The organism is Pseudarthrobacter sp. B4EP4b (genome assembly GCF_006680095.1).
GTDB lineage: Bacteria > Actinomycetota > Actinomycetes > Actinomycetales > Micrococcaceae > Arthrobacter.
This window is the reverse complement of sequence record NZ_VHIJ01000039.1, coordinates 131200-153902: the sequence shown is the minus strand read 5'-3', so window position 1 is coordinate 153902 and position 22703 is coordinate 131200. Positions and strand designations below refer to the sequence as shown.

Here is a 22703-nt window from a genome sequence, read left to right as displayed (position 1 = left end):
ACCGGCCAGTGCCCGGACACCAGCACTAATCAGTCAAGAAATTGTATTCAAAGGAGAAAAACAATGACTTCTGAATTATCCCCGAAGGCCCCTTCACCGAGCCTCAGGCAGAAGATGGAGGACAATGTCCTGAACCCTGTCGCAGAGAACCTTCGCGTAGGTGGATGGTCTCTTCTTTCCAACACTGCCGGGGTCGGAACGACCCTCGCCATGCTGATTATCGGTGGGACCGCCAGCTATATCGTTGGCGTGCAGTGGACTATCGCGATGGCTGCTGTATCGGCCATCTTTGGTGCCCTCGTCGGTACGTTCACCGCGCGGGTCAGCCAAAGCACCGGTATGTCATCGACCGTAACGATGCGCTTTCACGGATTGGGGGCTACTGGGTCCGCCCTCGCATCGCTGATTTTTGCCTTCATGATTCTTGGGTTCCTTGCCTTGGAGAATGTACTTCTCTACTACGGCACGCTCTTCATGCTGGGCTGGTCACCAAACCCTGGCAATGCAGTCCTGATTTACGGCGCCCTGACTCTGCTCTGGATCCTACTGACGATGTTTGGCATGAAAGTCGTGCAGAAGACGTCGCTCTTCCTGACGATTATCGCCGGTGCCCTCATGCTGTGGGTTGGATTCCTCGCTTTTCAGCAGTCGGACCTTTCCGTGACGAGCGTGCTTAGCGCCGAGCCGTCCGCAATCGGCCCTGTCCAGATTATGGGAGTCCTGAGCAGCATGATTGGTATGGCCGGTGCGCTGGCCCTTGTGGGTGCCGACTTTGCCCGCTACGCCAAATCGCCGAAGGACGTCCGGATTATGTCCATCGGCGGCAACATCATTGTCAACTTCGGTGTGGTTTCACTGGGCGCACTGCTCTACCAGGCTGGCGACACGGTGGTTGCCCGGTTCCTGACGGACCCGGCGAATTCCGACGTTGCCGCAGCCCAGCTGGGCGGTTCAATCGTTGAAAAGGTCCAATACCTGGCCCACTCAAATCCGGGCGCTTACTTCATCATCCTCGGTGGGATCGTAGGGTTCCTAGTCATGTACACCGCACAGATCAAGGCCCAGGTCATTAACACCTATTCCGGATCCCTCGCGCTGTCCAACCTCTTTGATGCCGTTCTGCGGAGGAAGCCCAACCGCATTCTTATGGTTGTCCTGGCCAACGTGATTGCGCTTATTTCGGTCTGGGCCAACATCCTCGGCGTGCTTCTACAGTTCCTCGGCCTCCTTGGAATCCTGACGTTCTCGCTGGCCGCACTCGTAATCGCAGACTTCTACATCGTACGAAAGCGCCAGCCCGTCCAGACTGCGCTCGTCGAGCGATTTAACTGGTCGGGACTCATCGCCCTGGTTGTCGGATCGGGAACCTCTTATCTCTTGACCGCCACAGGCATCTTCCCCTTGGGTTTCCTCGTCACCCTCGTGCTCACCCCGTTGCTGTACGTGATCTTTCGACGGACGATCCTCCCGGAGGGATCGGGAACCGACTTCATCGAGGGCACAGCAGCTCTGAAGGAAATTGAAGACACGGCGGACTTCGAAGATCAGAACGAAGAAGTCGCAACGCACTAAGTCCCCCCGTAGCCACGCAAGTTAGTCTGCAGCTGCACCCGGGATCACGCCGGTCCTCCTGAAGGGCAGCCCTGGTTCTGCGATTCACTCAGCGGGAGCTACCACCACGGGAGGCTACCGTCTCTGAGCGGACCCCGCCGGACCGCCGGGGTCCGCCCAGAAATATCGCCGCACCAGGACTTCCGGGTCCCTGCCGGCTGACGTCGAGCCATTTCGACCCCGGTCTCGGCCTGAACCCGAAGGTGGATCGGTCGTCCTTGGTCCCCGTGCGAAGAGTGAAATTAGCAGTTGGTGCCAGTACATGAACCGCAGGGTCAGGGTCTCCTTCGGTAGTCCGCGGTTCTGGTCTTCGAGTTTCCGGACCGCAAGCTGCAGGAGGCCAAAGACATCTACCCTGCTCTCGCCGGTGGCCGGAGGGATGGGCGTCGCCCTTTTTGCCCATGATCCGGAGTGTCTTCTGTCCAAGCTATCGTTTCGCCGGCCTCGGAATCCTCCGCCTGTTGAACACGCCGTCGCGTAGAAGGGGAATGACGAGTCGCCGCCGATGCGCAGCTTCCTGACCCTGTTCACTGCCCACTTTCCAGCCCACAGCCGCCATGAAGGAACCACCCCGTGAAAATCGAACGCATTGAGGCCATCCCCTATTCGATCCCCTACGCGCGGCCGCTGAAGTTCGCCAGCGGCGAGGTGGCCTCGGCGGACCACGTGCTGGTCCGGATCTACACGGACACCGGCATCTGCGGTATCGCGGACACCCCTCCGCGGCCCTACACCTACGGCGAAACGCAGGATTCGATCGTGTCGGTGGTGACCAAGGTCTTTGCTCCGCAGCTCATCGGGCTGGACCCGCTGGACCGCTCAAAGGTCCAGCAGCTGCTCCACCGCACGGTCAACAACCCCACGGCCAAGGGGGCCTTGGACATCGCGCTCTGGGATGTCCTAGGGATCTCGCTGGGCACCCCGGTGCACAAACTGCTGGGCGGGTTCACCGACAGCATGCGGGTCTCGCACATGCTGGGCTTCAAACCCGCCGCCGAGCTCCTGGAAGAAGCCTTGCGGTTCCGCGAAACGTACGGCATCGACACCTTCAAGCTCAAGACCGGGCGGCGTCCGCTTTCCCTCGACGTCGAGGCCTGCCATGTGCTGCGTGAGGGCCTCGGTGAGGACACGGAGATCTATCTCGACGCCAACCGCGGATGGACGGCGAACGAGGCCATAGAGGTTCTCCGCCGGACCGAAGGCCTTGGCCTGTCCATGCTGGAGGAGCCGTGCGATGCAGGCGAAGCGTTGGGCCGGCGCCGGCTGGTGCAGAACTGCAGCATCCCAATCGTGGGCGACGAAAGCGTCCCCACCCTCGGCGACGTCTCCCGGGAATTGCTCTCCGGCGGCAGCAACGCGATCTGCATCAAGACCGCGCGCAGCGGTTTCACCGAAGCCCAACAGATCCTCGGTCTCTGCGAAGGCCTCGGCGTGGACGTCACGATGGGCAACCAGATCGACACCCAAGTGGGCAGCCTCGCCACGGTGACATTCGGAGCGGCCTTTGAAGCCAGCTCCAGGCGCGCGGGGGAACTATCGAATTTCTTGGACATGACGGACGACCTGCTCGCCGAGCCTCTGGAGATCAAGGAGGGCGCCATCCGCGTCCGGGAAATGCCTGGCGTCGGGGCAAAAATTGATGCGGACAAATTGAAAAAATACCGGCAGGACTGACCGGCCAAGGCCGTCGCCTGCCCTGAAAGATTGGAAATACCGATGCTGTACCTGGTTCGCATGGACGTCAACATCCCTCTGGACATGCCTTTGGAGCAGTCGGACGCCATCAAGGCGGAAGAACGTGAATACTCGCAAACGCTCCAGCGTGACGGCCGCTGGACACACATCTGGCGTGTGGTGGGGGAGTACTCCAACTACTCCGTCTTTGATGTGGCTGACAACGATGAACTCCACGCCTTGCTCTCCGGCCTGCCCCTGTTCCCGTACATGGACATCAAGGTTACTCCGCTGGCCAAGCACCCCTCCGATGTCGAGTAGCCCGCGCTCACAGCGAGACTAATATGCAAAAAGCAGCCTCCGCCCCAGGCCCTGACGATGCTGCGGACCTTCCGGGAGCCGCACTTGCAGGACGTCCAGGCGGTCCTGGAGACCGACATGACGACGTCGCCGGGCCCGGCAGGGCTCGGCCAGGCCGGGGGAGGCGGTGCGAGGATCCATTCCAGGTCGGCCAGATTCAGCGTGACAGCCGGTGACCTCCCGGACTGAAGTCTTGAGCCGATTCCGTCCTCTGGCCCTGGCACCTGCATAATCGTCCCATGTCGATTTCCTGTGCCTTCTGCGGCTCCACGCAGCCGCTGACCCGTGAGCATGTTTTTGGCCAGTGGGTGAGCAAGATCGGTCTAGACCTCAGCCCCGCCAGGCACCACGCGGGTGCGTTGAATGGCTTGCCCCGGGACATGGGGGTGCAGCCTCCTTATCGGCTGCAGGTGAAGAACTTCTGTGCACCCTGCAACAACGGGTGGATGAGCCAGCTAGAAAAGGCCGCCCAGCGTGTCCTCACTCCATTTATCCTCGGTAAGCCTGGAACGATTGCGGTCGAAGACCAGGCAGTGATAGCCATGTGGGCGCAGAAGACCGCCCTCACGGCGATGCTCCTATCCAGTGAGAAGCGGCGCGATGAGGGATATGGCCTGGCGCCATCCGAGTACACCGCTTTGTACAAACAGCGGGAACGGATGCAGCCCCTTGATGCCAGCCGGATTTGGGTCGGCAAGTACGCAGGGACAGATGGTTTTTCCGGCGTGCGGGTGACACCGCTGGTCATGCGTGTGCCGTGGAGCCCGGAACCAGATGTACCGCAAGGGTATGCTCTCACAATCGTGCTCGGTCAGCTTGTCATTCAGGGGCTTCGGTTCACGTCGCCGGCTTTGGAAGTGGATGTGACGACCGAGCTGCAGATGCCGCAACTTTGGCCAAGCAGCGCGGCGCTGCAATGGCCGGGCGGACAACCCTGCACTGAAGAATCGTTCCTCAGTTTCGCCGACGGGAAGATGATCAGATCTACGGTCGAACCTTTGGAGTTACATCCATGGCGTCCAGCGGTTGATGTGGCGCAGAGCATTCTCGTGGAGGACCAGGTTAAGGTCCCCGCGATGTGTAAGAAACACGTCATCTCCTATCCGGCAGCCTTGCTCAGGGAAGCGATGAGGGGAAGTTTCTACGCATTCCTAAGGGAATGCGAATGTGGGGTTACGTATCTGATTCAGACTGACTCCGATCGCTCCCGGTTCAGGGCCCACGACAACGCCGCGCTCGAGATATACGCGAATCTGCCGGGGGAAGAGCGATCAATTCAGAACCATGCAGGGAAATTCGTCTGTAAAAGGCTGCCTGCCGATGCCGATGCAGCCATAACACTTGCAGCATCGGGGCGGTAAGCGTCGTGGTCTAGGGCGCCGGTTCACCGAGAAAGGTGCTGGCGGGCTTCCCTTGGGAAAATTCAGCTGAATCGATGGCTGTGGAGCCGGGGTTCGATGGCAGAGACCACATTCTGGCACAGATCATCAGGAGCCATCTTCAAGGTCGGCCGTCGGATCCTGTATATGATCACTACGAGTGAACCCTTGGCCCATGCAACGCCAAGGCACAGTAGCACGGACCGCGGGGAGCGGGGGTATAGTCCCGATAGTCGCATGACTGAGGGTTATTTTTTGGGGGCAGTTGAAATGATGTTCGGGGAAGGGCTGTTCGCCAACGGTCGGCCTGAGTACGAAAAGGAACTCGGAGCGGGTATCTCTGAGGCGAAAGTGCTGATCACGGTCAAGGCCGCTCCACAGCCCTCGGCTAACCACGGTGACACTGTTTGCGTGGCAGGTCTCAGACTTGCGGAAGGTGGCCCGGAATGGATTCGTCTTTACCCGATCCCCTTCCGCTATCTCGAGGCCGATGCGAAATTCAAGAAGTACGACATCGTGAAACTAAAGGTCACACCAGCGTCCAAAGATCGACGATCCGAGAGCTACACCCCGATCCTTGACTCTTTGACCATCGACTCCCACCTTGAGCCGTGGAAGCCACGGCACCCACACGTTGATCCGCTCATCGGTGCGTTCAACACCTGCGAACTCAACGCCCGCGCCTTGAATGGATCGGCCGGCCCATCCCTGGCGGCAGTAGTGCCCGCGGACATCGACAAGCTGGAATTACGACTTTTCGACGGGTGGACCTCGGAACAACAAGCCAAGATGGAAGCGCATCTGCACCAAGACACACTCTTTGGACCCAAGACGGACAAATCGATCCTGTCCCCGCCGCGATTTGAAGGTCATTATTGCTACCGCTGCACTGGCAGGACTTGCAAAGGACACCGGCAAGGTCTGCTGGATTGGGAGTTCACTGAACTTCAGCGGCGGCACACGGGTGACACCGACGCAGCCGCCAAAGCGGCAATCCAAAAGAGATTCCTTGATCAGCTGTGCGCTCCGGCCCGCGGTCCGGCGTTCTTCTTGGGCAACCAGCTGAAAAGACCTCAGGCGTTCGGTGTCTTGGGCGTTTACGCAGCAGGGGCCCGTTAGCTGCCGACCAGAGCCGCCAGGCGTTCTTTTACGCGAGCGAGAACGTATTTGCGATGGCAGCACAGCTCGCTGGCCTCAAAGCACAGCACGGCCACACGCTGCCCCGCGGCAAGGTCGGTGAGCTCAATAATCATTTCAGCAGCTACTTCGCTGTCAAGCAGAGACTCGAAACGCTCGCCCGCAACCTTTGCAGCCGCAGTGCCCGGAGCCCAGAAACCTTCACGGTTGTCTTTGGGATTCCCTAACGCCGGCATGTGCCTGTAGCCAACACCGGCCTCGGCTAGTGCTTCGCTCAGCGCCCTCTTTGAGAAGCCTTTTTTCCTTGAGATCGGGTTCAACCGAACGTCCACGACCGTCCCGATTTTCCAGGCCGTCAGTTCCTCAAGGAACGACGCAATGTCCTTCCCTTCGTAACCAACACCGATGACGCCGCTCGTTTCAGTCCACATGGTTTCATTCTTGCACGTGGGCAAAATCGGCCGGCGTCGCACCGCTTTGCCGCAGCCTCTACCGGGCGGTTAACGCCAGGTCCGGCCGCAGCAGCAGCGGCCATCCTCGTGCTCCTGAATGACGAGAACCCGTTCCTCTCCGAGCAGGATGATGTCTACATAGCTGAGCATGCCTCCAGTGCAGCAACGGCGAACGGCCGCCGGTAGAAGCGTCTTGGTCTATGTGGAAAACCGCAGGCATCGGCATCGGCATCGGCATCGGAGCGCTCCGCCCGTGAGCCTCTTGTGACCACCACCGAATCCGAGCGGCGGCGAACCGGGGACGAGCCTCCAGTTCCGGGAACTTGCGCGGATGCACCACTAACTCTTTCCTCCACCCTCGACGGCGAGTTTTGCCGGCGTGTGCTGTCGGAACTCGACAGTTAGTGAACATGTGGTGATCGCAGTGAGATAGGGCTGATTTAGCAGGAATCTTGTCTCCTCGTTTAAAAGCGAAAAACATACCCCTCACATAAACCCCCGGGTCTATGTCTTTAAATATGTATGCGTGAAGGACTTCGAGCGGTGGCCGGCCTACCGCCAAACATGCGCGCGGAAGCAGCGCCAGCCCGGTCCCACCGAGCTGCTGCTCGGGCTAGCCGTAGGCGGCGTTCGAGCACCGAGCGCGGGACCTCGATGCGGCGATCCAGGTTAGCGGGCCAAGCCATCTCACCGCCGGTCTCCAGTCTTCAGATGGTCCTGAACTCCATCAGCCCTGGGCCTCGGCCAGTTCTTCCACACGCCTGCATCGACCTCGAAAGCCTTTAGGACGACCGGGCCCCCAAGGGAAGAAAGGTCTTCGCCCCCACGGATCCCTGAACGGCATGACACCGCACCGCTACTGGGAAAACTGGACGCAAGAAAACCAATTAGCAATCGCATAGACGCTGGACTGCTAACGGGGGCCCAATCACGCTCGTGACCTTGTCAGGAAAGAAGGAAATGGACTCTATTGTCACGGGATAGGGGTGGGTCGTTAACGTCAGGCTGGGGTGTAGCCGAACTGGACGAAGTCCGGGCTGTGAGCCAGGTCTTCGAACTTATCGATGCCAGCTACAGAAGTGGCCGTGTTCGACCTCGCCGACTCTGAGCAGGCCCGGCCTTCCAGCGTTATTAAAAGGTGCAAATAGTTCGAGTACCACCCCTACCGTTGACGCTGTCGTAGAAGGATCCGGCACTCCAGACCTAGCTGGCGAGGACGACTGCGATTCCAAGTATTCCGAGCACAACTCCGGCGAAGGCTGTCCACAATACTGCGACTATTTCGGCGTTGACCTTCTCCTGCAAGATGCCACAGGAGCTGGTGCTGTAACGGCGGCGCTGTGTGAGGTAAATGGTAGCTGCTGCAGTTACAGCCACTGTGAACAATGCCAGAATGGGCAATCCGTGATGAGGAAGCCAGCGGAGGAAGATGGCGCTGACAGTCACCAGGGCCATCATTGTCCTGCCCCAGGCCAGAGATGTACGTTCCGGTTGCAGACCAGCATCCGCATGCAGGCGTTCGAGCGGCCGGTTGAGCGTCATGCGTTCAGCGCCAAAGGATGACGACCAGTACGACGGCAGCGGCCAGAGCGCCGGCTGCGGCCAGCAGCGGAACAATCAGAGGAAGCGGAAGCGGCGCCTTACTGCGCATGCTGCGCTCCACCCGCAGCCACCGCGCAGCCGACCCCGCGCTCAACATCATGCCCAGCAGAAGCAGAAGGACCGCCAGTCCCTTGCGGACAGGCTCAAGGAACAGGTCCGCCGTGAACGCCTCAATAGCAATACCGCCGGCTAGGAGGGCAAGCGAGGTGCGGATCCAGGCGAGAAAAGTGCGCTCGTTAGCGAGCGTGAAGCGGGGGTCCGGCTCGGTTCCGTCGGGGAGCAGCCGCTCGGCGATCCTTCCGCGAGAGGGCGGAACGGGAGAGGCCCCCTTCGTGAGGTCACTGGACACGGTCAGTCCACCGCCGATCGGGATCCACAATTGCTGCTGGAGGAGTTAGGTGTGTCGGAGCTTGCCTCCGCCTGTCTGCCGTACTGATTGTCAGTTCTAGCGATTCGTGCTTGTAATGCAGCAGCAACTCGTGCTTGTAGTGCAGTCCAATCCAAGGCGAGGCAACAACGTCGTCGATGTCGGCAGCCAATTGCAATGAAGTTCTTGCCGCTGCTGCCTCGAGGCTCGGCGTGGTAGTCGGGCGGGAGGCGACGGGCTTCATGCGGGTCGTCCTCTCTTGACCGCTTGCATGTGCTGCGGTGGAGCGCTTACGTGGGCAGCAGGTTCCATTTCGGTCCTTGGGTTTTGTAGTACAGGCAGCTTTACAAGGCGCCCGGCCAGCCGGTGTAGGCCTCGGCGAGGTAGGCCATGCCGTGCCGGGAAGAGACCACAGAGTTGAGTTCGCCGAGCTGGCGGGCGCGGGAGAAGTCATCGGCGTCGGCGGGAGTATGCAGCATTGTGGTCATCCAGTAGGAGAACTGCTGCGCCTTCCACACCCGCTCCAGGGCGCGGTCGCTGTAACTCTCCAGCAGGCGGTCCGAACCGGAGTTGTAGTGGCTGTCCAGCCCTTCGAAGAGCACCTTGACGTCATTGATGGCCAGGTTCAGGCCCTTGGCTCCCGTGGGCGGCACAGTGTGCGCGGCGTCGCCGGCAAGGAACAGGTTGCCGTACCGCATGGGGGTGTGGACAAAGCTGCGGAACGGCAGCACCATCTTCTCGAGGACCGGGCCTTCCTTCAGCTCGAAGCCGTTGCCGTTGACCCGGCTGCGGAACTCGGCCCAAATCCGGTCATCGTCCCACTCCGCAACGTTTTCCTTCGGATCACACTGGAAGTACATCCGCTGCACCATCTCGGTGCGCTGGCTGATCAGTGCGAAGCCGTTGTCCGAGTTGGCGTAGATCAGCTCATCCGAACTCCGGGGGGCTTCGGCCAGGATGCCGAACCAGGCGAAGGGGTACTCGTGGAAGTACCACTTGCGGTGCGCCTCGGGGATCTGGAACCGGCAGTGGCTGCGGGAGCCGTCAGCACCCACCAGGAAGTCCGCCTGGATCTCATGCTCCACACCGTCGGCGTCGGTGAACCAGACCTTCGGCTTACCCTCAAGATCATGGACGGAAGTGTCAGTGACGCTGTAGCGGACGTCGCCGCCGCCGTCGTCCTTCCTGCGTGCGGCGAGGTCCAGGAAGACGTCCGTCTGCGGATACAGCCACACGGACTCCCCCACCAGGTCCTTGAAATCGACGCGGTGGCTCTCGCCGTTAAAGCGCAGCTCGATGCCGTCGTGCCGGTCGCCGTGGCGCAGCACGCGGTCCGATACCCCGCTGTCCACCAGCAGGTTGACGGTCCCGTGCTCCAGGATGCCGGCGCGGACGGTTTCGGAAATTTCCTTGTGGCTGCGGATTTCAATGACCGTGGACTCGATGCCGGCCTTGGCCAGGAGGTGGGACAGCATCAGCCCGGCAGGGCCGGCGCCCATGATGGCCACCTGCGTGGTGATGATCTTGCGTGCTGTCATGGAGGGTCTCGCTTCGTTGCGGGGCTCCGCAGTCGCGGCGCCTGAGTTGTTACGCTGTCATCAACTCTGCTCCGGATGGGTTTACAGGAGTTACAGCTATTCCGTTGAATGGTTGTTGGCTGAACGGTGCGACCGAGGACGGTCCGGAATTCGCCGGGCTAGAACCGGATTCATTGAGGGTTAGCGGCTGGAACGCGAGCTTCAGATTGAGGCCGGGACCGGACGATCAACTGTTCCGGTCCCGGCCTACCCTCCGAGGCGATTCGGGTCTACGCCTTGGTGCTTGCTTGCGCAGGGGTGACTTCCAGGCCAGTGGCCGTAGTGGAAGCAGCAAGAGTGGCCGCTGCCGGAACTGCCTCACCGGCTACCTCCAGGCCGAGTCTGCGTCGGTCACGCTGCTGATTGATGAAAAGCAGCGCCAGGACTCCGAAGGCCAGCAGGAGGCCGCCGGCCAGGGCAAAGGCCGCCCGGTAACCTTCAGCCGGGGTGGCCGCACCGCCGATCAAGAATCCCGACACCGCCGGTGCGAATACGCCGCCGGTGGTTAGCACCGCGTTTGCGATGGAGAGGTTTGCGCCGCGCTGGGCGATGGTGGTCAGCTCAGCGACGACCAGGTAGGTGATCGCGAAGAGTGCAGGTGCCGTTCCGAAGCCAAAAACCATGAGGATGACAGACAGGACGGGTGACGTGGTCAGGGTTGCGGCCACAAGGCAGGCTCCTGCGAAGACCGCGGAGATGCTGAGTACCCAACCGCGGGCCTTCCGGGTGGGAACTCCTTTTAGGTGCAGGCGCTGGGTCAGGGCGCTGAGGCCCACTGTGGCGATAGCTCCCCAGGCAGCGGGCAGGGCGATCATGGCACCGGATTGCTGTCCGCTGAAGCCCAGGACGTTCTGGAAGTATGCCGGCCCCCAGGACATGGCCAGCGTGAAGGTCCAGTAGCCGAAGAAGGACGCCAGGACCGCGAAGATCCAGCTGGGGGAGAGGATGGTGCGCCAGTAGCGGATTTTGGTCTCTGCTGCGACGGGAGTTTCTTCGGCTGGAATGCCATCGATTTCCTGTTCGGCCTTCCGGCTGGTGTAGGGGCCTTCCTTGCCCACGATGACCCAGAAAACGGACCACAACAGTCCCACGATGGCCAGCACTGCAAAGGCCGTCTGCCAGCCGAACTGACCGATGACCCAGGCAAGGACCGGCGCGAAGGCCACAATGCCCAAGGTCACGCCGGATGAGGCAAGAGCGGCCGGGGTGGCGCCCTTCTTCTCCGGGAACCACTTGTAAATGCCGTGCATCAGCACCGGTGCCAGGGGACCCTCGCCGGCCCCCAGGAGCAGGCGGCTGGCCCAGAGGGCGGGCAGGGAGGCGAACAGCAGGATTGGAACTTGGGCCACGGACCACAGCAGGCACAGGACCAGCAGGATCCACTTGCTCGATACCTTGTTGGCGATGGGTGCGGCGACGATCTGGGCCACACCGAAGGTGAGGAACATGGCGCTGCCCACCAGGCCGAACTGCTCCGGTGTGATGCCCAGTTCTTTCATGATAGGCACGGCGGCGATGCCGAGGACTGCTTTGTCGGCCCAGCTGAGCATCATCAGGAAGAGGAGGCTGAACGTCATAAACCAGCCATAGCGGTTGCGCTTGGCCTGGGACCAGGTTCGGGGATCGCGGGAGGCCGCGGCGCCCGGCGTGAGGCCCTTAAGGGGAGTTTCAGACACGGTATGCCCAATCGTTGAAGGGGGAAGTCTTTGCCGGTTTGGAGCGGCTTTTTCTTGACTCTAGGCTGGTGTGATGGGCCTTACATTTGAGCTTTCCGTTGGGTGGAAAGCGACTTTCCGGGGCGCCGCGCGCTCTTGGCGGTCCCGCCGCCGGTGCCACCCAGGAGCGCCAGCAGGGCGATCCCCAGAATGCTCAATCCGCATGTCAGCCACCAGGTCGTACCCCAGCCGCCGGTGGTGGTGGCGAGCAGGGCGAACAGCATGGGCCCCAGGAAGTTCCCGACGTTGAAGATCTGCTGCGTCAGCCCCAGCACGGCAGTGACAGAGCCGTCCTCGGGGGCAATACGAACGGAGTACCTCGTCACCGCGGCAGGAATGAGGCCGCCGACGGCGGAGAATACGGCGATCAGGATGAATTGTAAGAGGGTGCCGTTACCGATGTTTTCCCAGCTGACGGCGAAAGTCGCCAGGGACGCCGCGGACATGGCAAGGAAGGTCCAAAAGATGATTTTCCGTTCGGAGAGGCCGCGCTGGATGAGCGGCCCGGCGCTCAGTGCCCCGATCGCGTTGACCCCGCCCACCGCAGCGCTGAGGATGCCGGGAAGCGGCCCTTCCAGGCCGGCCGAGCGGTAAATGGACGGCAGGAATCCGAGCACTGCCATCCACTGAGCGGTGTAACAGGCGAAGACCATGCCGGTGATCCAGGGTTGGCGGATGGCCAGGGTGCGGCCGACGCGCCGGAGCGCGGACCTGAGCCCGGCGTCGGCCGGAGGCACGTCCCGAGGTACCCGGCGCAGCAGCAGCGGCACCGGCAACAGCGTGAGGACAGCCATCACCAGCCACCACTCGCGCCAGCCGGCGGCCTGCAGGAACAGGGCGCCCACGGCAAGGCCGATCATCGTCGCCATGCCCTGAAACGCGCCCCAGCTTGCCAGAGCCACATTCAACCGCTGAGCCGGGGTCACCTTGCGAATAAGTGCAGGGGCAACGACGACGGCCAGCAGGAATCCGACGCCCTCCAGCGTCCGTGATGCCATCAGCAACTCAGTGGTGGGCGCGGCGGCGCCGAGCAGGGATGCTGCGCTCAGCAGGACAAGTCCGGTGATCAGGAGCCGGCGGAGGCCTGCCAGTTCGCCGCCAACGGCCGTGGCCAGGCCACCCACCACGCTGGCCAACTGGATGATGCCGAGCAGCAGCCCGGCCTGAACCAAGGTGGTGCCCAGATCCGTCTGGATCCCTGCCAAGGCGGCAGGCAGCTTCCAGATATGCATGGCTGCCGCGATGCCCGCGGCGAGGACGGCAAGCCAGGCTCCGTCCGCCGTCGTCCTTTTCTCATCCATTGCTGTTGCGGGCGACGGCAGTTCCAAGAGTTGTCCTTGCTGCAGGGTGGGGGCGGAAATCCTTCTTCTCAGGTTCCTTAGGCGGGTGCCAGCACCGGTGTGTCGATGCGGAAACGCTGGCCGCTGACGGCGACGTCCACAGGGCCGTCGAAAGTTGACGCGGCCCTGCCGCGCCACCATTCTGGCTCGGCGCGGCCGGCCAGGTGGGAGAGGACCAGGCGGCCCACTCCGGCTGCGGCAGCCACGCGGCCTGCTCCCTCGGGCGGGGTGTGTGCGAGCCGCTGGTGGTTGAGGAATTCCGGTGCGAAACCCTTGCCGGCGTAGAAGTCCAGGTTTACTGCCTCGTGCACCAGGACCTCTGCGCCGCTGGCGAGTACAGCCATCGTCTCACATTCGGCGGTGTCACCGGAGAACACCACTGAGCCTGCGTCGGTGTCGAAGCGGAATGCCAGTGCGGGGCGCACCGGTGGGTGTTGGACGAGGATGCCGGTGACCTTGACCCTGTCATCCTCGTAGACGTCAAAGGGGCGGGCCGCGTCCGGGCTTCCATGTGCGGGGGTGTTAAGGTCCACGGTGCGCACAAGGGATGCCAGGTTCGGGCGGGCTTCATCGTGGACGCGAATGTCGATGTCGTAGGAGAAGGCCTGCAGGGAATGGGATACCAGTTCGCCGGTGCCGGAAAGCCCGGCGCCACCTGTGCGGGTGGCGTCCTTGCCGGGGCCCACAATCGAAACAGGGCCGGTGAAACCCTCTACCGGGTTGCCCCAGTTCCACAGCAGAAAGCCAGGAAGCTCCACCACATGGTCCGAGTGCAGGTGGGTGACAAAACCCGCCACCAAATCCTTGCCGCGCAGCCCGGCCTCATGGGCTGCCCGCGAGCAACCCAGGCCAAAATCCACCATGTAGAAGGCGTCTCCCACTACCAGTGCGCTGGAGATACCGTTTTCCGGTCCGCGGATTGCTGGGCCGGCGGCGGTGCCAAGGGTAATCAGTTCGACGCTCACAAGAAGTCCTTCTGGAGGGTTGGTGCGGGCTCAGGAGTGGGGGCGGGCATTGATGACGCGGGTTTCCAGGTATTCCTCCAGGCCCCATCGGCCGCGTTCGCGGCCGATGCCGGACGCCTTCCACCCTCCGAAGGGGGCGTCGGGTTCAACCAGGGTGTGTTGGTTGATCCAGACTGTTCCTGCTTCGATCTGTGATGCGGTGGCGTACGCACGTTCCTGGTCCGGGCTCCAGACGGAGGCGCCGAGGCCGAACTGTCCGGCGTTGAGCGCGGTGATGGTCTCTTCGAGATTGTCATAGGCGACGATCGGCAGGGCTGCCCCGAACTGTTCCTGTTCCACCAGGTCCATGCCCGGCTCGGCGTCGATCACTACTGTGGGGGAGAGGAAGTAGCCGGGCAGGTCGCAGCCGGGGCTGCCGCCGGTGATGATGCGGGCTCCTGCGCCCACGGCGGAGTCAACGAGGCCGCGGACGAGTTTGAGCTGGGACTCGTTGTGCATGGGCCCCATGGTGGTTCCGTCCGCGATGCCGTGGCCCAGCACGTGGCGGGAAGCCTCAGCGGCGATGGCCTCAGCCAGTTCCCTGCTGCGGCTGCGGGGAACATACACGCGTTTGACCGCCATGCACACCTGGCCGGCGTTGCGGAAGGCACTGCCCACAATTCCGCGGGCGGTAACGGCTAGGTCGGCGTCATCGAGCACGATGGCAGGATCGTTTCCGCCGAGCTCCATGGTGACGCGCTTGACGGTAGGGGCTGCCTGTTGGGCCATGGAAATGCCCACTTCGGTGGAGCCGGTGAAAGAGATCTTGCGGATGCCGGGAGAGGTGCTCAAGGCAACATTGACCGTCCGCCGTGAACTGGTCCGCACCTGTAGCACTCCCGTGGGCAGGACGTCATTGAGCAGGTTGACCAGTGCGATGGTGGACAGGGGCGTGGACGGGGAGGGCTTCGCGATCACGGTGCAGCCGGCAACCAGTGCAGGGGCAAGTTTCACGCAGAGCAGGGAGATGGGAAAGTTCCACGGCGTGATGGTGCCAACGATGCCCACCGGCCGGTACTGGACCTCAAGGGTCCTGTCGGCCCGTGGGGCGAGAGGCTCGGTTTCGTCCCATCCCAGCTCCGCATAGTACTCAAAAAGTCCTGCCGCCACGGTGAACTCACCCGCAGCCTCCGCCTTGGGCTTGCCCTGCTCGCGGGAAAGCAGGGTGGCCAGGGAATCCAGGTCACGGCGGATTAGGGCGGCTCCGGCACGTAGGGCGGCGCGGCGGGCCTCGCGGTCGGCTCCCCAGCGCGGTGCGGCCAGGCGGGCGGCCGCAACGGCCTGCTCAACGTCGTCCCCGGTGTTTTCCGGGGCGTGTCCTACGAGCTCAAGCGTGGCCGGGTCCAGGACCTGGTAGTGGTCTGCCGTCATGGCCTGTCCTTTCGGCGGGGATGGATTCTTATCCAAGTTTCACGGCACCCGCCACAATCCGCCGCGACCTTTCCGTCCAACGGAAAGGCCGGGGCGAGGGATCGATCCGGCTTGCCAGTATGGAGTGAAGCACGTCACGCACTAATAAGGAGTCCCCATGTCCCAAGAACAGCTGCCCATCGTCCTTACGGGGGTTTCCTCCGGCATCGGCGCCAGGACGGCGCAGATTCTGTCCGCCCGCGGGGTGCCGCTGATCGGCATCGACCGCAACGCGCCCACCGGCTTCAGCGGCACCTTCGTGCAGGCTGACCTTTCCAGCCAGGCGGGCGTCGACGCCGCCGCCGCCGCAGTCTCCGCCGCCGCACCGCATGGCATCGCCGGTCTCGCCAACATCGCAGGAGTCCCCGGCACGGCGCCCTGGCGCACAGTGCTGTCCGTCAACGTCTTCGGCGTCCGCGGGCTGGTCCGGGCACTTGCCCCGCTCCTCAGTGAGGGAACCGCCGTCGTGAACCTCGCTTCCAGCGTTGCCGTCCAGTGGCGCGAGGTGAAAGCCAAGTGTGCCGCGTTCGCATTGGCCACGGATCAGGCCGGCGCGCTGGATTCGGTTGCCGGTGACGGGGACATCACAGAGGAGTCCTACCTTTTCTCCAAGCAGTGCGTTCGCTTCCTTACCGAGCACTTGGCCGCCGAACTGCTGCCGCAGCGCATCCGGGTCAACAGCGTGAGCCCCGGGCCAGTAGCCACGCCCATCCTCGAGGACTTTAAAAAGGACCACGGGCGGGACAAGGTGGAGGGTGCAGGTGCCCTGCTGGGCCGCTTCGGCGAGCCCGAAGACGTCGCCTCCGTTATCGACTTCCTGCTCCGCCCCGAATCGGGGTGGGTAAACGGCTCCGACATCCGCGTTGACGGCGGCCTCGGCGCTTACCGCGGTTCAACCCTCGCCACCGCCGCCAACTGAGGACCAACGACGCCAGACCCTCCTTGCCCATGCAGCAAGGGACTGGCGGCGGGCTTAAAATGGCGGTACAGCGTTGCGTCAATGATGCGCCGCTGCTTCCAGCGCTCAGAAGGGTGATCCATGGCTAACGCTGCGCCAGCAGGCCGGACCGCTCGTTCCGCTTCAACAGCTCGGCCTAAGATCTCCAAAGCCGCGGGCGGCAGTGCTTCCGCCCAACAGGCAGCAAGCGTAACCTCAAGGGCACTGGCCCTTTTGGGCACCTTTGACGCTGAGCACTGCGTGCAAAGCCTCAGTGCCATGGCCCGCCGTGCGGGCCTTCCCGTGACCACCGCGCACCGGCTGGCCGGCGAACTGGTGGCGTGGGGAGGACTGGAGAAGGCCAATGACGGGTACCGTGTGGGGCAGCGGATCTGGCGCCTCGGCCTGCTGGCCCCTGCGCAGCAAAACATCGCCGAGGTGGCCGCCCCCTTCATGCAGGACGTCCTCTTCGTGACGCACAATGTGGTGAACCTGTTCATCCTGGACGGGCAGGAGGTCCTGCTGGTGGAACGCATGTCCGGTACGGGAGCGGGCCAGCCGTTCCGGCGTGTCGGCGCACGCCTGCCGCTCCACGCAAGTGCCGCGGGAAAAATCATGCTGGCCTATGGGGCCAAGGAATTGTTTACCGCCGTTTCGCAGCGGCTGGAGCCACACACCCCTCGCACCATCACCAGCCCCGCCACGCTCGCTACCGAAATCGAGCGGGTCCAGGCCCTCGGCTATGCCACCACAGAGGAGGAGGCGGGCCCGGACAACTACGGCCTGGCCGTCCCGGTGTTCCTGCCCAACAAACAGCTGGTGGCGGCGCTGGGCATTGTCACCCGGAGCCGTCCCGCCTCGGTCGGCAGCGTGGTTCCTGTGCTCAACATTGCGGCCCGCGGCATTGCCCGGAGGCTGGGCGTGGAGCATCTGCCGCAATAGGGGCGCTCGAGTTCCCGTTCTTTTCTGCCCAGTCTTTCCGTTGGATGGAAAGCGGCGCCGCGGTTGTGTTGTGGAACACCTAACCTCAAGTAAGCCGTAATTAAGGCCGGATGCCGGCCAAGGGACCGTCGTCCAGTCGGGCCTTTCCAAAGAAAGTGAAGACCTAATGACTGCATCTGCAGGAGCCACCATCGACGTCGTCGTCGACCGGGCGGACATTGTGGCGGACCAGGTGGTCTCCCTGGTGCTGCGGCGGGCCGACGGCCTGCCGTTCGATTCCTGGCAGCCCGGCGCGCATATTGACGTCCACGTTGGCGACGGCCTGGTGCGACAGTATTCGCTGTGTTCCTCACCTGAAGAGCTGGACCACCTTCGGATCGGGGTGCTGCATGTGCCCGATTCCCGTGGCGGGTCAAAGGCCGTGCACGCGCTGCTGCCGGGAACACCGCTGGCCATCTCGGCGCCCCGCAATAACTTTCCCCTGCGCGAGTCCCGCCGCTACCTTTTCCTTGCCGGCGGAATTGGCATCACCCCGATCATTCCCATGCTCGAAGCAGCCGACGCTGCCGGCAAGGAATGGACGCTGGTCTACGGCGGCCGAAGCCGCAAAACCATGGCCTTCGCCCAGCAATTGGAGGACCGCTACGGTCTTGACCGTATCCGCATCGTCGCCGAGGACGAGGTGGGCCGGCTGGACCTGGACCAGGTCCTGGGCATGCCCCGGGCCCACATGCTGGTGTATGCCTGCGGCCCCGGCGGACTGCTCGGTGCCATTGAAGAACGATGCATGGGCTGGCCGCCCGGCGCCCTGCACACCGAACGGTTCGTCGCCTCCACCCTGGGTGCCGCTGCCGCCAACGCACCCTTCGAGGTGGAGCTGGCGAGGACCGGAACCACCGTGACGGTAACGAACGACAAAACCATCCTCGAAGCGGTGGAAGAGGTGGGAGTGCGCGTCCTGTCCTCCTGCCGCCACGGGCTGTGCGGCACCTGCGAAACCCAGATCATCTCCGGCGAGCCCGAGCACCGCGACGCAGTCCTGTCTGAGGAGGACCGTGAAGCCGGTGAGATCATGCTGGTTTGTGTTTCCCGTGCCGCTGCCGGTTGTCCCCGGCTGGTCCTGGATCTCTGAACCGCAGTCCGTTACGCCCGCTTCCAGCCCGCCTTAATCCGGCCGCTCGTCGGCCCGCCCCCATCAAGTTCGCCACCAGGAGTGTCCCAGATGACCGTTTCAACCCACGAAGCAAATGTCCTGGGCGAGGACCCCTTTGAAACCGCAAACCTCCTCGACCCCTACCCCTTCCTCGGCCGGCTCCGCGATGCAGGCGCCGTCTCCTACCTCGAGAGCACGGGAAGCTACGCGGTAGCCGGCTACCAGGAGGTCTACGAGGTCCTCACGGACTTCGAAACGTACGTCTCCTCCGGGGGCCTTGGGCCGCGTGACATCCGGAAGGACTCGGGCTGGCGGCCGCCCAGCATCCTCGAATCGGACCCGCCCATCCACACCGTGATGCGCCGGGCCCTGACAGGCGTCATCAACCCCGGCACCGTCCGGGCCCTCCGCGAACCGTTTACACCGCCTGCCGAGGAGTTGACCGAGCAGCTTGCGGAACGCAAGCGGTTCGACGCCATCACTGACCTCGCCGAAAAGTACCCATTGCGTGTCTTCCCGGACGCGGTGGGGATTCCCGACGTAGGCCGTGAACACTTGCTGCCTTACGGCAATATGGTGTTCAATGCCTTTGGCCCGGAAAACTACATCTTTAAGCAGGCCTTCGCGCAGGGCGACGAGCACGCCGCCGCAGTGATGCGCAACTGCCAGCGCGAAAACCTGGACGCCACCGGTTTCGGCGCCCAGATCTGGAAGCGTGTGGAAGACGGCCTCATCACAGAACAACAGGCGACGCTGCTGGTCCGGGCACTGCTGTCCGCCGGCGTGGACACCACAATTTTCGGCATCGGCAACACCATTTCGGTGTTAGCGCGGTACCCGGAAGCCTGGGCCCGGCTGCGGGAGAATCCCAAAATGGCAAAGTTTGCCGTAGACGAGGCGCTCCGGCTGGAGTCCCCGTTCCAGAAGTTCCACCGGACCGTTTCCGTGGATACCGTCCTGGGCGGCGTGCATCTGCCAGCCGGTGCAAAGGTGCTGGTGTTCCTCGGCGCTGCCAACCGGGATCCGCGCAAGTGGGGAGACAACGCCGACGAGTTCGACTTGGACCGCAACGCCTCCGGCCACGTGGCCTTCGGCATGGGCCTGCACCAGTGCGTGGGCCAGCCCATCGCCCGGCTCGAAATGGAAATTGTGCTCCAGCAACTGCTCAAGCGCGTATCCACCATCGAACCGGACGGCGCACCGGCGCCCATCCTGCACAACGTGCTGCGCGGGTTCGAGTCCCTTCCGGTGCGCATTACGGCAGGATAAATCTCCCAGATGTGTTCGCGGACCCGTTCTGAAGTCTTTGAAACGCCCACAGAGTAGAGGGCGATACGGGCCTTGATTGTCAGGTTGGCGTGTACTTTAGCTGACATGTGGCCGGCGCCTGTGCTTTCCGAGTAGCTACAACCGCTATCTGCGGAGCAGACCTTCAATCTGGATCAATTGCCAGGAAGCACGGGAGTGCGGCTGAAATGTACGAAACGTCCAAAAGACCTGAGCACATCAGTAGTTCCTGTGTTCTTCGAGGCAACGGGCGAGATCCGTTTTTCGACAGGTCAGTGCTGGAGGACGTTGTGGCAGCAGCCGGTTAACCCCGCCCAGGCATACCGGGGCGGGCATGCCAGCCTGGCTTGTGGGATCCATTTCAGGGGCAACAGAGGGTATGGACAATGTCCACACTTTCGCCGTCGGAGCAGGGTGCAGATCGGTTGGACTGCTTCGGATTCTGCATTTTTTCGCGGGTTCCCAGTGTTTGCAAGGCCTGGAAGGTAGTTCGAGTCCCACCTCGGGCACACTGTTTCCGCAGGTCAAGAGTCTCGGGCGGTCGGGTGTTTCGCGGAACCCCTGCGGCGGCGTGCACCTTTCCGGAGTTGATAGGGCCGAGGACGAAGCGATGTGACGTGTTGAGTAGGCGTGACGTTTCCCGTGAGGGCCAAGCTTTGAACAGTTGAGGCAACCAGTGGGACCGGAAGCAGCCTTCCGCAGAGTACTAAAGGAGCGCGGACGTGTGGCAGGCACCACGCACTGAGTTACCCGCGGCAGGTGGTGGTCGAAGCTAGCGTGGAACAACGCCCTATCACCAGAAGGACCATGAAGACCATCTGTTCTCCCGCCAAAATCCTGACCGCAGTTACCGCGATGATGCTGGCTGGGTCATTAGTCGGTTGTGATGCTGCCGCCAACGCCCTTGAGATCATCGACCCTACTCCAGCCATCGGTGCTTCGAGCACTGTAGATCCGGCAACTGCTGCCGACACCCTCGTCCAGCTGGAGAGCATTCCGGTTAAGGGTCGCGCGCCCAAGACCGGCTATACCCGCGATGAGTTTGGACCAGCCTGGGCAGACACGGACCGCAACGGCTGCGACACCCGCAACGACATCCTCGCCCGAGACCTGACCGACGAGACGTTCAAGCAAGGCACCAACAACTGCGTGGTCATGACAGGAGTCCTGGCCGATAAGTACACCGGCACCACGATTACCTTCACGCGCGGCCAGGACACCAGCTCCGATGTCCAGATCGACCACATTGTTCCCCTCAGCGACGCCTGGCAAAAGGGAGCACAACAGCTCAACGCTGACCAGCGCAAGGAACTCGCAAACGACCCACTGAATCTCATGGCCGCCGACGGCCCCACCAACGGGGCCAAAGGTGACAAAGATGCAGCAACGTGGCTACCGCCGAACAAAGCATTCCGATGCGAATACGTAGCCCGCCAAACTGCCGTCAAAGCAAAATACAGCCTCTGGGTCACTCAAGCCGAGCACGACGCGATCGCGACTACACTTCAGGGCTGCGATTGATTGCTGCCGGCACTCCCGGCAACCTAACCCGGTTCAACTGAACGGGGCCGGTCTAACCGTTGCAGCCAGTGCTCCACTGACCTCTCCCACAGACCGGGGTCGGTGTTCCATTCCTGGGTGTGCCGGCCCGCAGGGAACCGGACGAGTGTCACGTTGTCCGGGTGGAGTGCGGCGTACTTGGCGCTGACGCTGATCGGTGTGCTCGTGTCGGCATTGCTGTGCAGGACGAGAACCGGGACTTCGGGCTTCATGGAGGTGAAGTCCAGGTCATTGAGTTTCAGGGCTTGGTTCAGCCCGGCCAGCCAGTACAGGGGGCCGCGGAGGATCCACAATGCCGTTCCGGACAGAAATACGGGAAGTCGTGCCGCCGCCGTGTTGAAGGACAGAGTGCTGTTCCAGTCCAGGACGGGAGCGGTGAGGACAAGTCCGTCGATGCGATCCTTCTGCGGTGACGTGTGCGCCGCGGCCAGGGCCATGGCGGCCCCCATTGACCAGCCGGAAAGGATGATGGAGTCCGCTCCGTGACTGGCGGCGTAGTCGATGGCTGCATGGACGTCGTCGACCTCAGTGTGGCCGAGGTGGTGTTTGCCGTCGGTAGTGGCCGGAGCATCACCGTCACCGGCAAAGGAGATCAGCAGTTGGGTGTATCCGAGTCGGTGGAAGAGCGGGGCGGTCCGAACGCCAGTGGCGCGTCGGCCGCCCAGACCATGGATGTGGATGACCCATCGCCGCGAGTCATCGCCAGGGACAAGCCATGCCGGCGCCGGCCCCGGTAGCCAAACTTCACTGCTGGGCAATCCTGCCTCCTCAGGTGTCGGGTACGTGTACCCGGACCAGTAACCTGAGGTGCCTGGCTCCAGAACACCGGAGTAGACCTTCTCCAGAGCACGGGTGACCGTGCCTGCCGCCGGTTGACGGGAGAGGATGCGGCCGATCCTGGCATGGCCGGCCCGGTTCCCCCAGTAGAGGCTGAAAACGCCGGGGGAGAGGGTGTCCTCGTCTGCGTGCAAGGTCACTGTGGCGTGGTCTGCTGCCAGAATGCGGATCCGCTCGGGCCGTTCACCGGCAGGGGTGATGAGAGTGCGTGCGATATGGAGGGAAGCGCCCGCTGCAGCAGAAACGATGACTGCCGCGGCGGTGCCGGCCAGGAGAAGTGCAGCTTTGGTCACGCTGACACTGTAGCGGCGGGGCGGGCACGGGTGTGTGTAGTCAGCAGTATGCCGACCATGTAGCTT

The 22703-nt window shown here is 62.8% G+C and carries 19 protein-coding genes; 10 read left to right on the top strand and 9 right to left on the bottom strand.

The genetic code is table 11. The features are described 5' to 3' along the window. Positions 1-114: 114 nt before the first annotated feature. The 5 genes from FNL14_RS14220 (at position 115) to FNL14_RS14200 (ending at position 6143) form a co-directional block, all read left to right on the top strand. On the top strand, positions 115-1572 hold the full coding sequence (locus tag FNL14_RS14220) for a cytosine permease (protein ID WP_220126178.1): 1458 nt from the start codon (positions 115-117) through the stop codon (positions 1570-1572). Between the two features lie 612 nt (positions 1573-2184). Beyond that, on the top strand, positions 2185-3285 hold the full coding sequence (locus FNL14_RS14215) for a mandelate racemase/muconate lactonizing enzyme family protein (protein ID WP_142061047.1): 1101 nt from the start codon (positions 2185-2187) through the stop codon (positions 3283-3285). 42 nt (positions 3286-3327) lie between these two features. Beyond that, the gene (catC, locus tag FNL14_RS14210) at positions 3328-3606 is read left to right on the top strand and encodes a muconolactone Delta-isomerase (protein WP_142061045.1); all 279 of its coding nucleotides are present in this window, start codon (positions 3328-3330) and stop codon (positions 3604-3606) included. Positions 3607-3884: 278 nt separating this feature from the next. Next, positions 3885-5006, top strand: a complete 1122-nt coding sequence (locus FNL14_RS14205) for a hypothetical protein (RefSeq protein WP_181762638.1) — start codon at positions 3885-3887, stop codon at positions 5004-5006. A gap of 255 nt (positions 5007-5261) precedes the next feature. After that, positions 5262-6143 carry a hypothetical protein gene (locus FNL14_RS14200; protein WP_142061043.1) on the top strand — a complete coding sequence of 294 codons (882 nt, stop codon included), beginning with the start codon at positions 5262-5264 and terminating at the stop codon, positions 6141-6143. Here the strand turns inward: FNL14_RS14200 and FNL14_RS14195 are convergent. The 8 genes from FNL14_RS14195 to FNL14_RS14160 all read right to left on the bottom strand — a co-directional run bounded on the left by FNL14_RS14195 (position 6140) and on the right by FNL14_RS14160 (position 15589). Beyond that, a complete protein-coding gene (locus FNL14_RS14195) occupies positions 6140-6592 on the bottom strand; it encodes a DUF488 family protein (protein WP_142061041.1) in 453 nt (150 codons plus the stop codon). The two genes, FNL14_RS14200 and FNL14_RS14195, sit on opposite strands and share 4 nt — an antisense overlap. Positions 6593-7816: 1224 nt before the next feature. Then, positions 7817-8155 carry a DUF202 domain-containing protein gene (locus FNL14_RS14190; RefSeq protein WP_142061039.1) on the bottom strand — a complete coding sequence of 113 codons (339 nt, stop codon included), beginning with the start codon at positions 8153-8155 and terminating at the stop codon, positions 7817-7819. 4 nt (positions 8156-8159) lie between these two features. Beyond that, on the bottom strand, positions 8160-8564 hold the full coding sequence (locus FNL14_RS14185) for a YidH family protein (protein WP_142061037.1): 405 nt from the start codon (positions 8562-8564) through the stop codon (positions 8160-8162). 362 nt (positions 8565-8926) lie between these two features. After that, the gene (locus FNL14_RS14180; RefSeq protein ID WP_142061035.1) at positions 8927-10120 is read right to left on the bottom strand and encodes a 4-hydroxybenzoate 3-monooxygenase; all 1194 of its coding nucleotides are present in this window, start codon (positions 10118-10120) and stop codon (positions 8927-8929) included. A 269-nt stretch (positions 10121-10389) separates the two neighbouring features. Then, positions 10390-11835, bottom strand: coding sequence for an MFS transporter (locus tag FNL14_RS14175; protein WP_255470845.1), 1446 nt, complete (start codon positions 11833-11835; stop codon positions 10390-10392). Positions 11836-11915: 80 nt separating this feature from the next. Further along, positions 11916-13202 carry a CynX/NimT family MFS transporter gene (locus tag FNL14_RS14170; protein WP_255470844.1) on the bottom strand — a complete coding sequence of 429 codons (1287 nt, stop codon included), beginning with the start codon at positions 13200-13202 and terminating at the stop codon, positions 11916-11918. A 50-nt stretch (positions 13203-13252) separates the two neighbouring features. Beyond that, positions 13253-14179, bottom strand: coding sequence for an MBL fold metallo-hydrolase (locus FNL14_RS14165; protein ID WP_142061033.1), 927 nt, complete (start codon positions 14177-14179; stop codon positions 13253-13255). Positions 14180-14209: 30 nt separating this feature from the next. Further along, positions 14210-15589 carry an aldehyde dehydrogenase family protein gene (locus FNL14_RS14160; RefSeq protein ID WP_142061031.1) on the bottom strand — a complete coding sequence of 460 codons (1380 nt, stop codon included), beginning with the start codon at positions 15587-15589 and terminating at the stop codon, positions 14210-14212. A gap of 157 nt (positions 15590-15746) precedes the next feature. Between FNL14_RS14160 and FNL14_RS14155 the strand changes: the two genes are divergently transcribed. From FNL14_RS14155 to FNL14_RS14130, 5 genes are all read left to right on the top strand, one after another. Next, positions 15747-16547: an SDR family oxidoreductase gene (locus FNL14_RS14155; protein WP_142061029.1), complete on the top strand. Its 801-nt coding sequence runs from the start codon at positions 15747-15749 to the stop codon at positions 16545-16547. A 120-nt stretch (positions 16548-16667) separates the two neighbouring features. Next, on the top strand, positions 16668-17507 hold the full coding sequence (locus FNL14_RS14150; RefSeq protein WP_142061027.1) for an IclR family transcriptional regulator: 840 nt from the start codon (positions 16668-16670) through the stop codon (positions 17505-17507). A 166-nt stretch (positions 17508-17673) separates the two neighbouring features. Next, positions 17674-18639, top strand: a complete 966-nt coding sequence (locus tag FNL14_RS14145; RefSeq protein WP_142061025.1) for a PDR/VanB family oxidoreductase — start codon at positions 17674-17676, stop codon at positions 18637-18639. A 90-nt stretch (positions 18640-18729) separates the two neighbouring features. Next, a complete protein-coding gene (locus FNL14_RS14140) occupies positions 18730-19929 on the top strand; it encodes a cytochrome P450 (protein WP_142061023.1) in 1200 nt (399 codons plus the stop codon). A gap of 825 nt (positions 19930-20754) precedes the next feature. Continuing rightward, the gene (locus FNL14_RS14130; RefSeq protein WP_255470843.1) at positions 20755-21468 is read left to right on the top strand and encodes an HNH endonuclease family protein; all 714 of its coding nucleotides are present in this window, start codon (positions 20755-20757) and stop codon (positions 21466-21468) included. A gap of 23 nt (positions 21469-21491) precedes the next feature. On the opposite strand, the gene FNL14_RS14125 is transcribed toward FNL14_RS14130, so the two are convergent. Further along, entirely contained in the window at positions 21492-22637 is a 1146-nt protein-coding gene (locus FNL14_RS14125) for a S9 family peptidase (protein ID WP_181762637.1), read from the bottom strand. Positions 22638-22703: the final 66 nt, after the last annotated feature.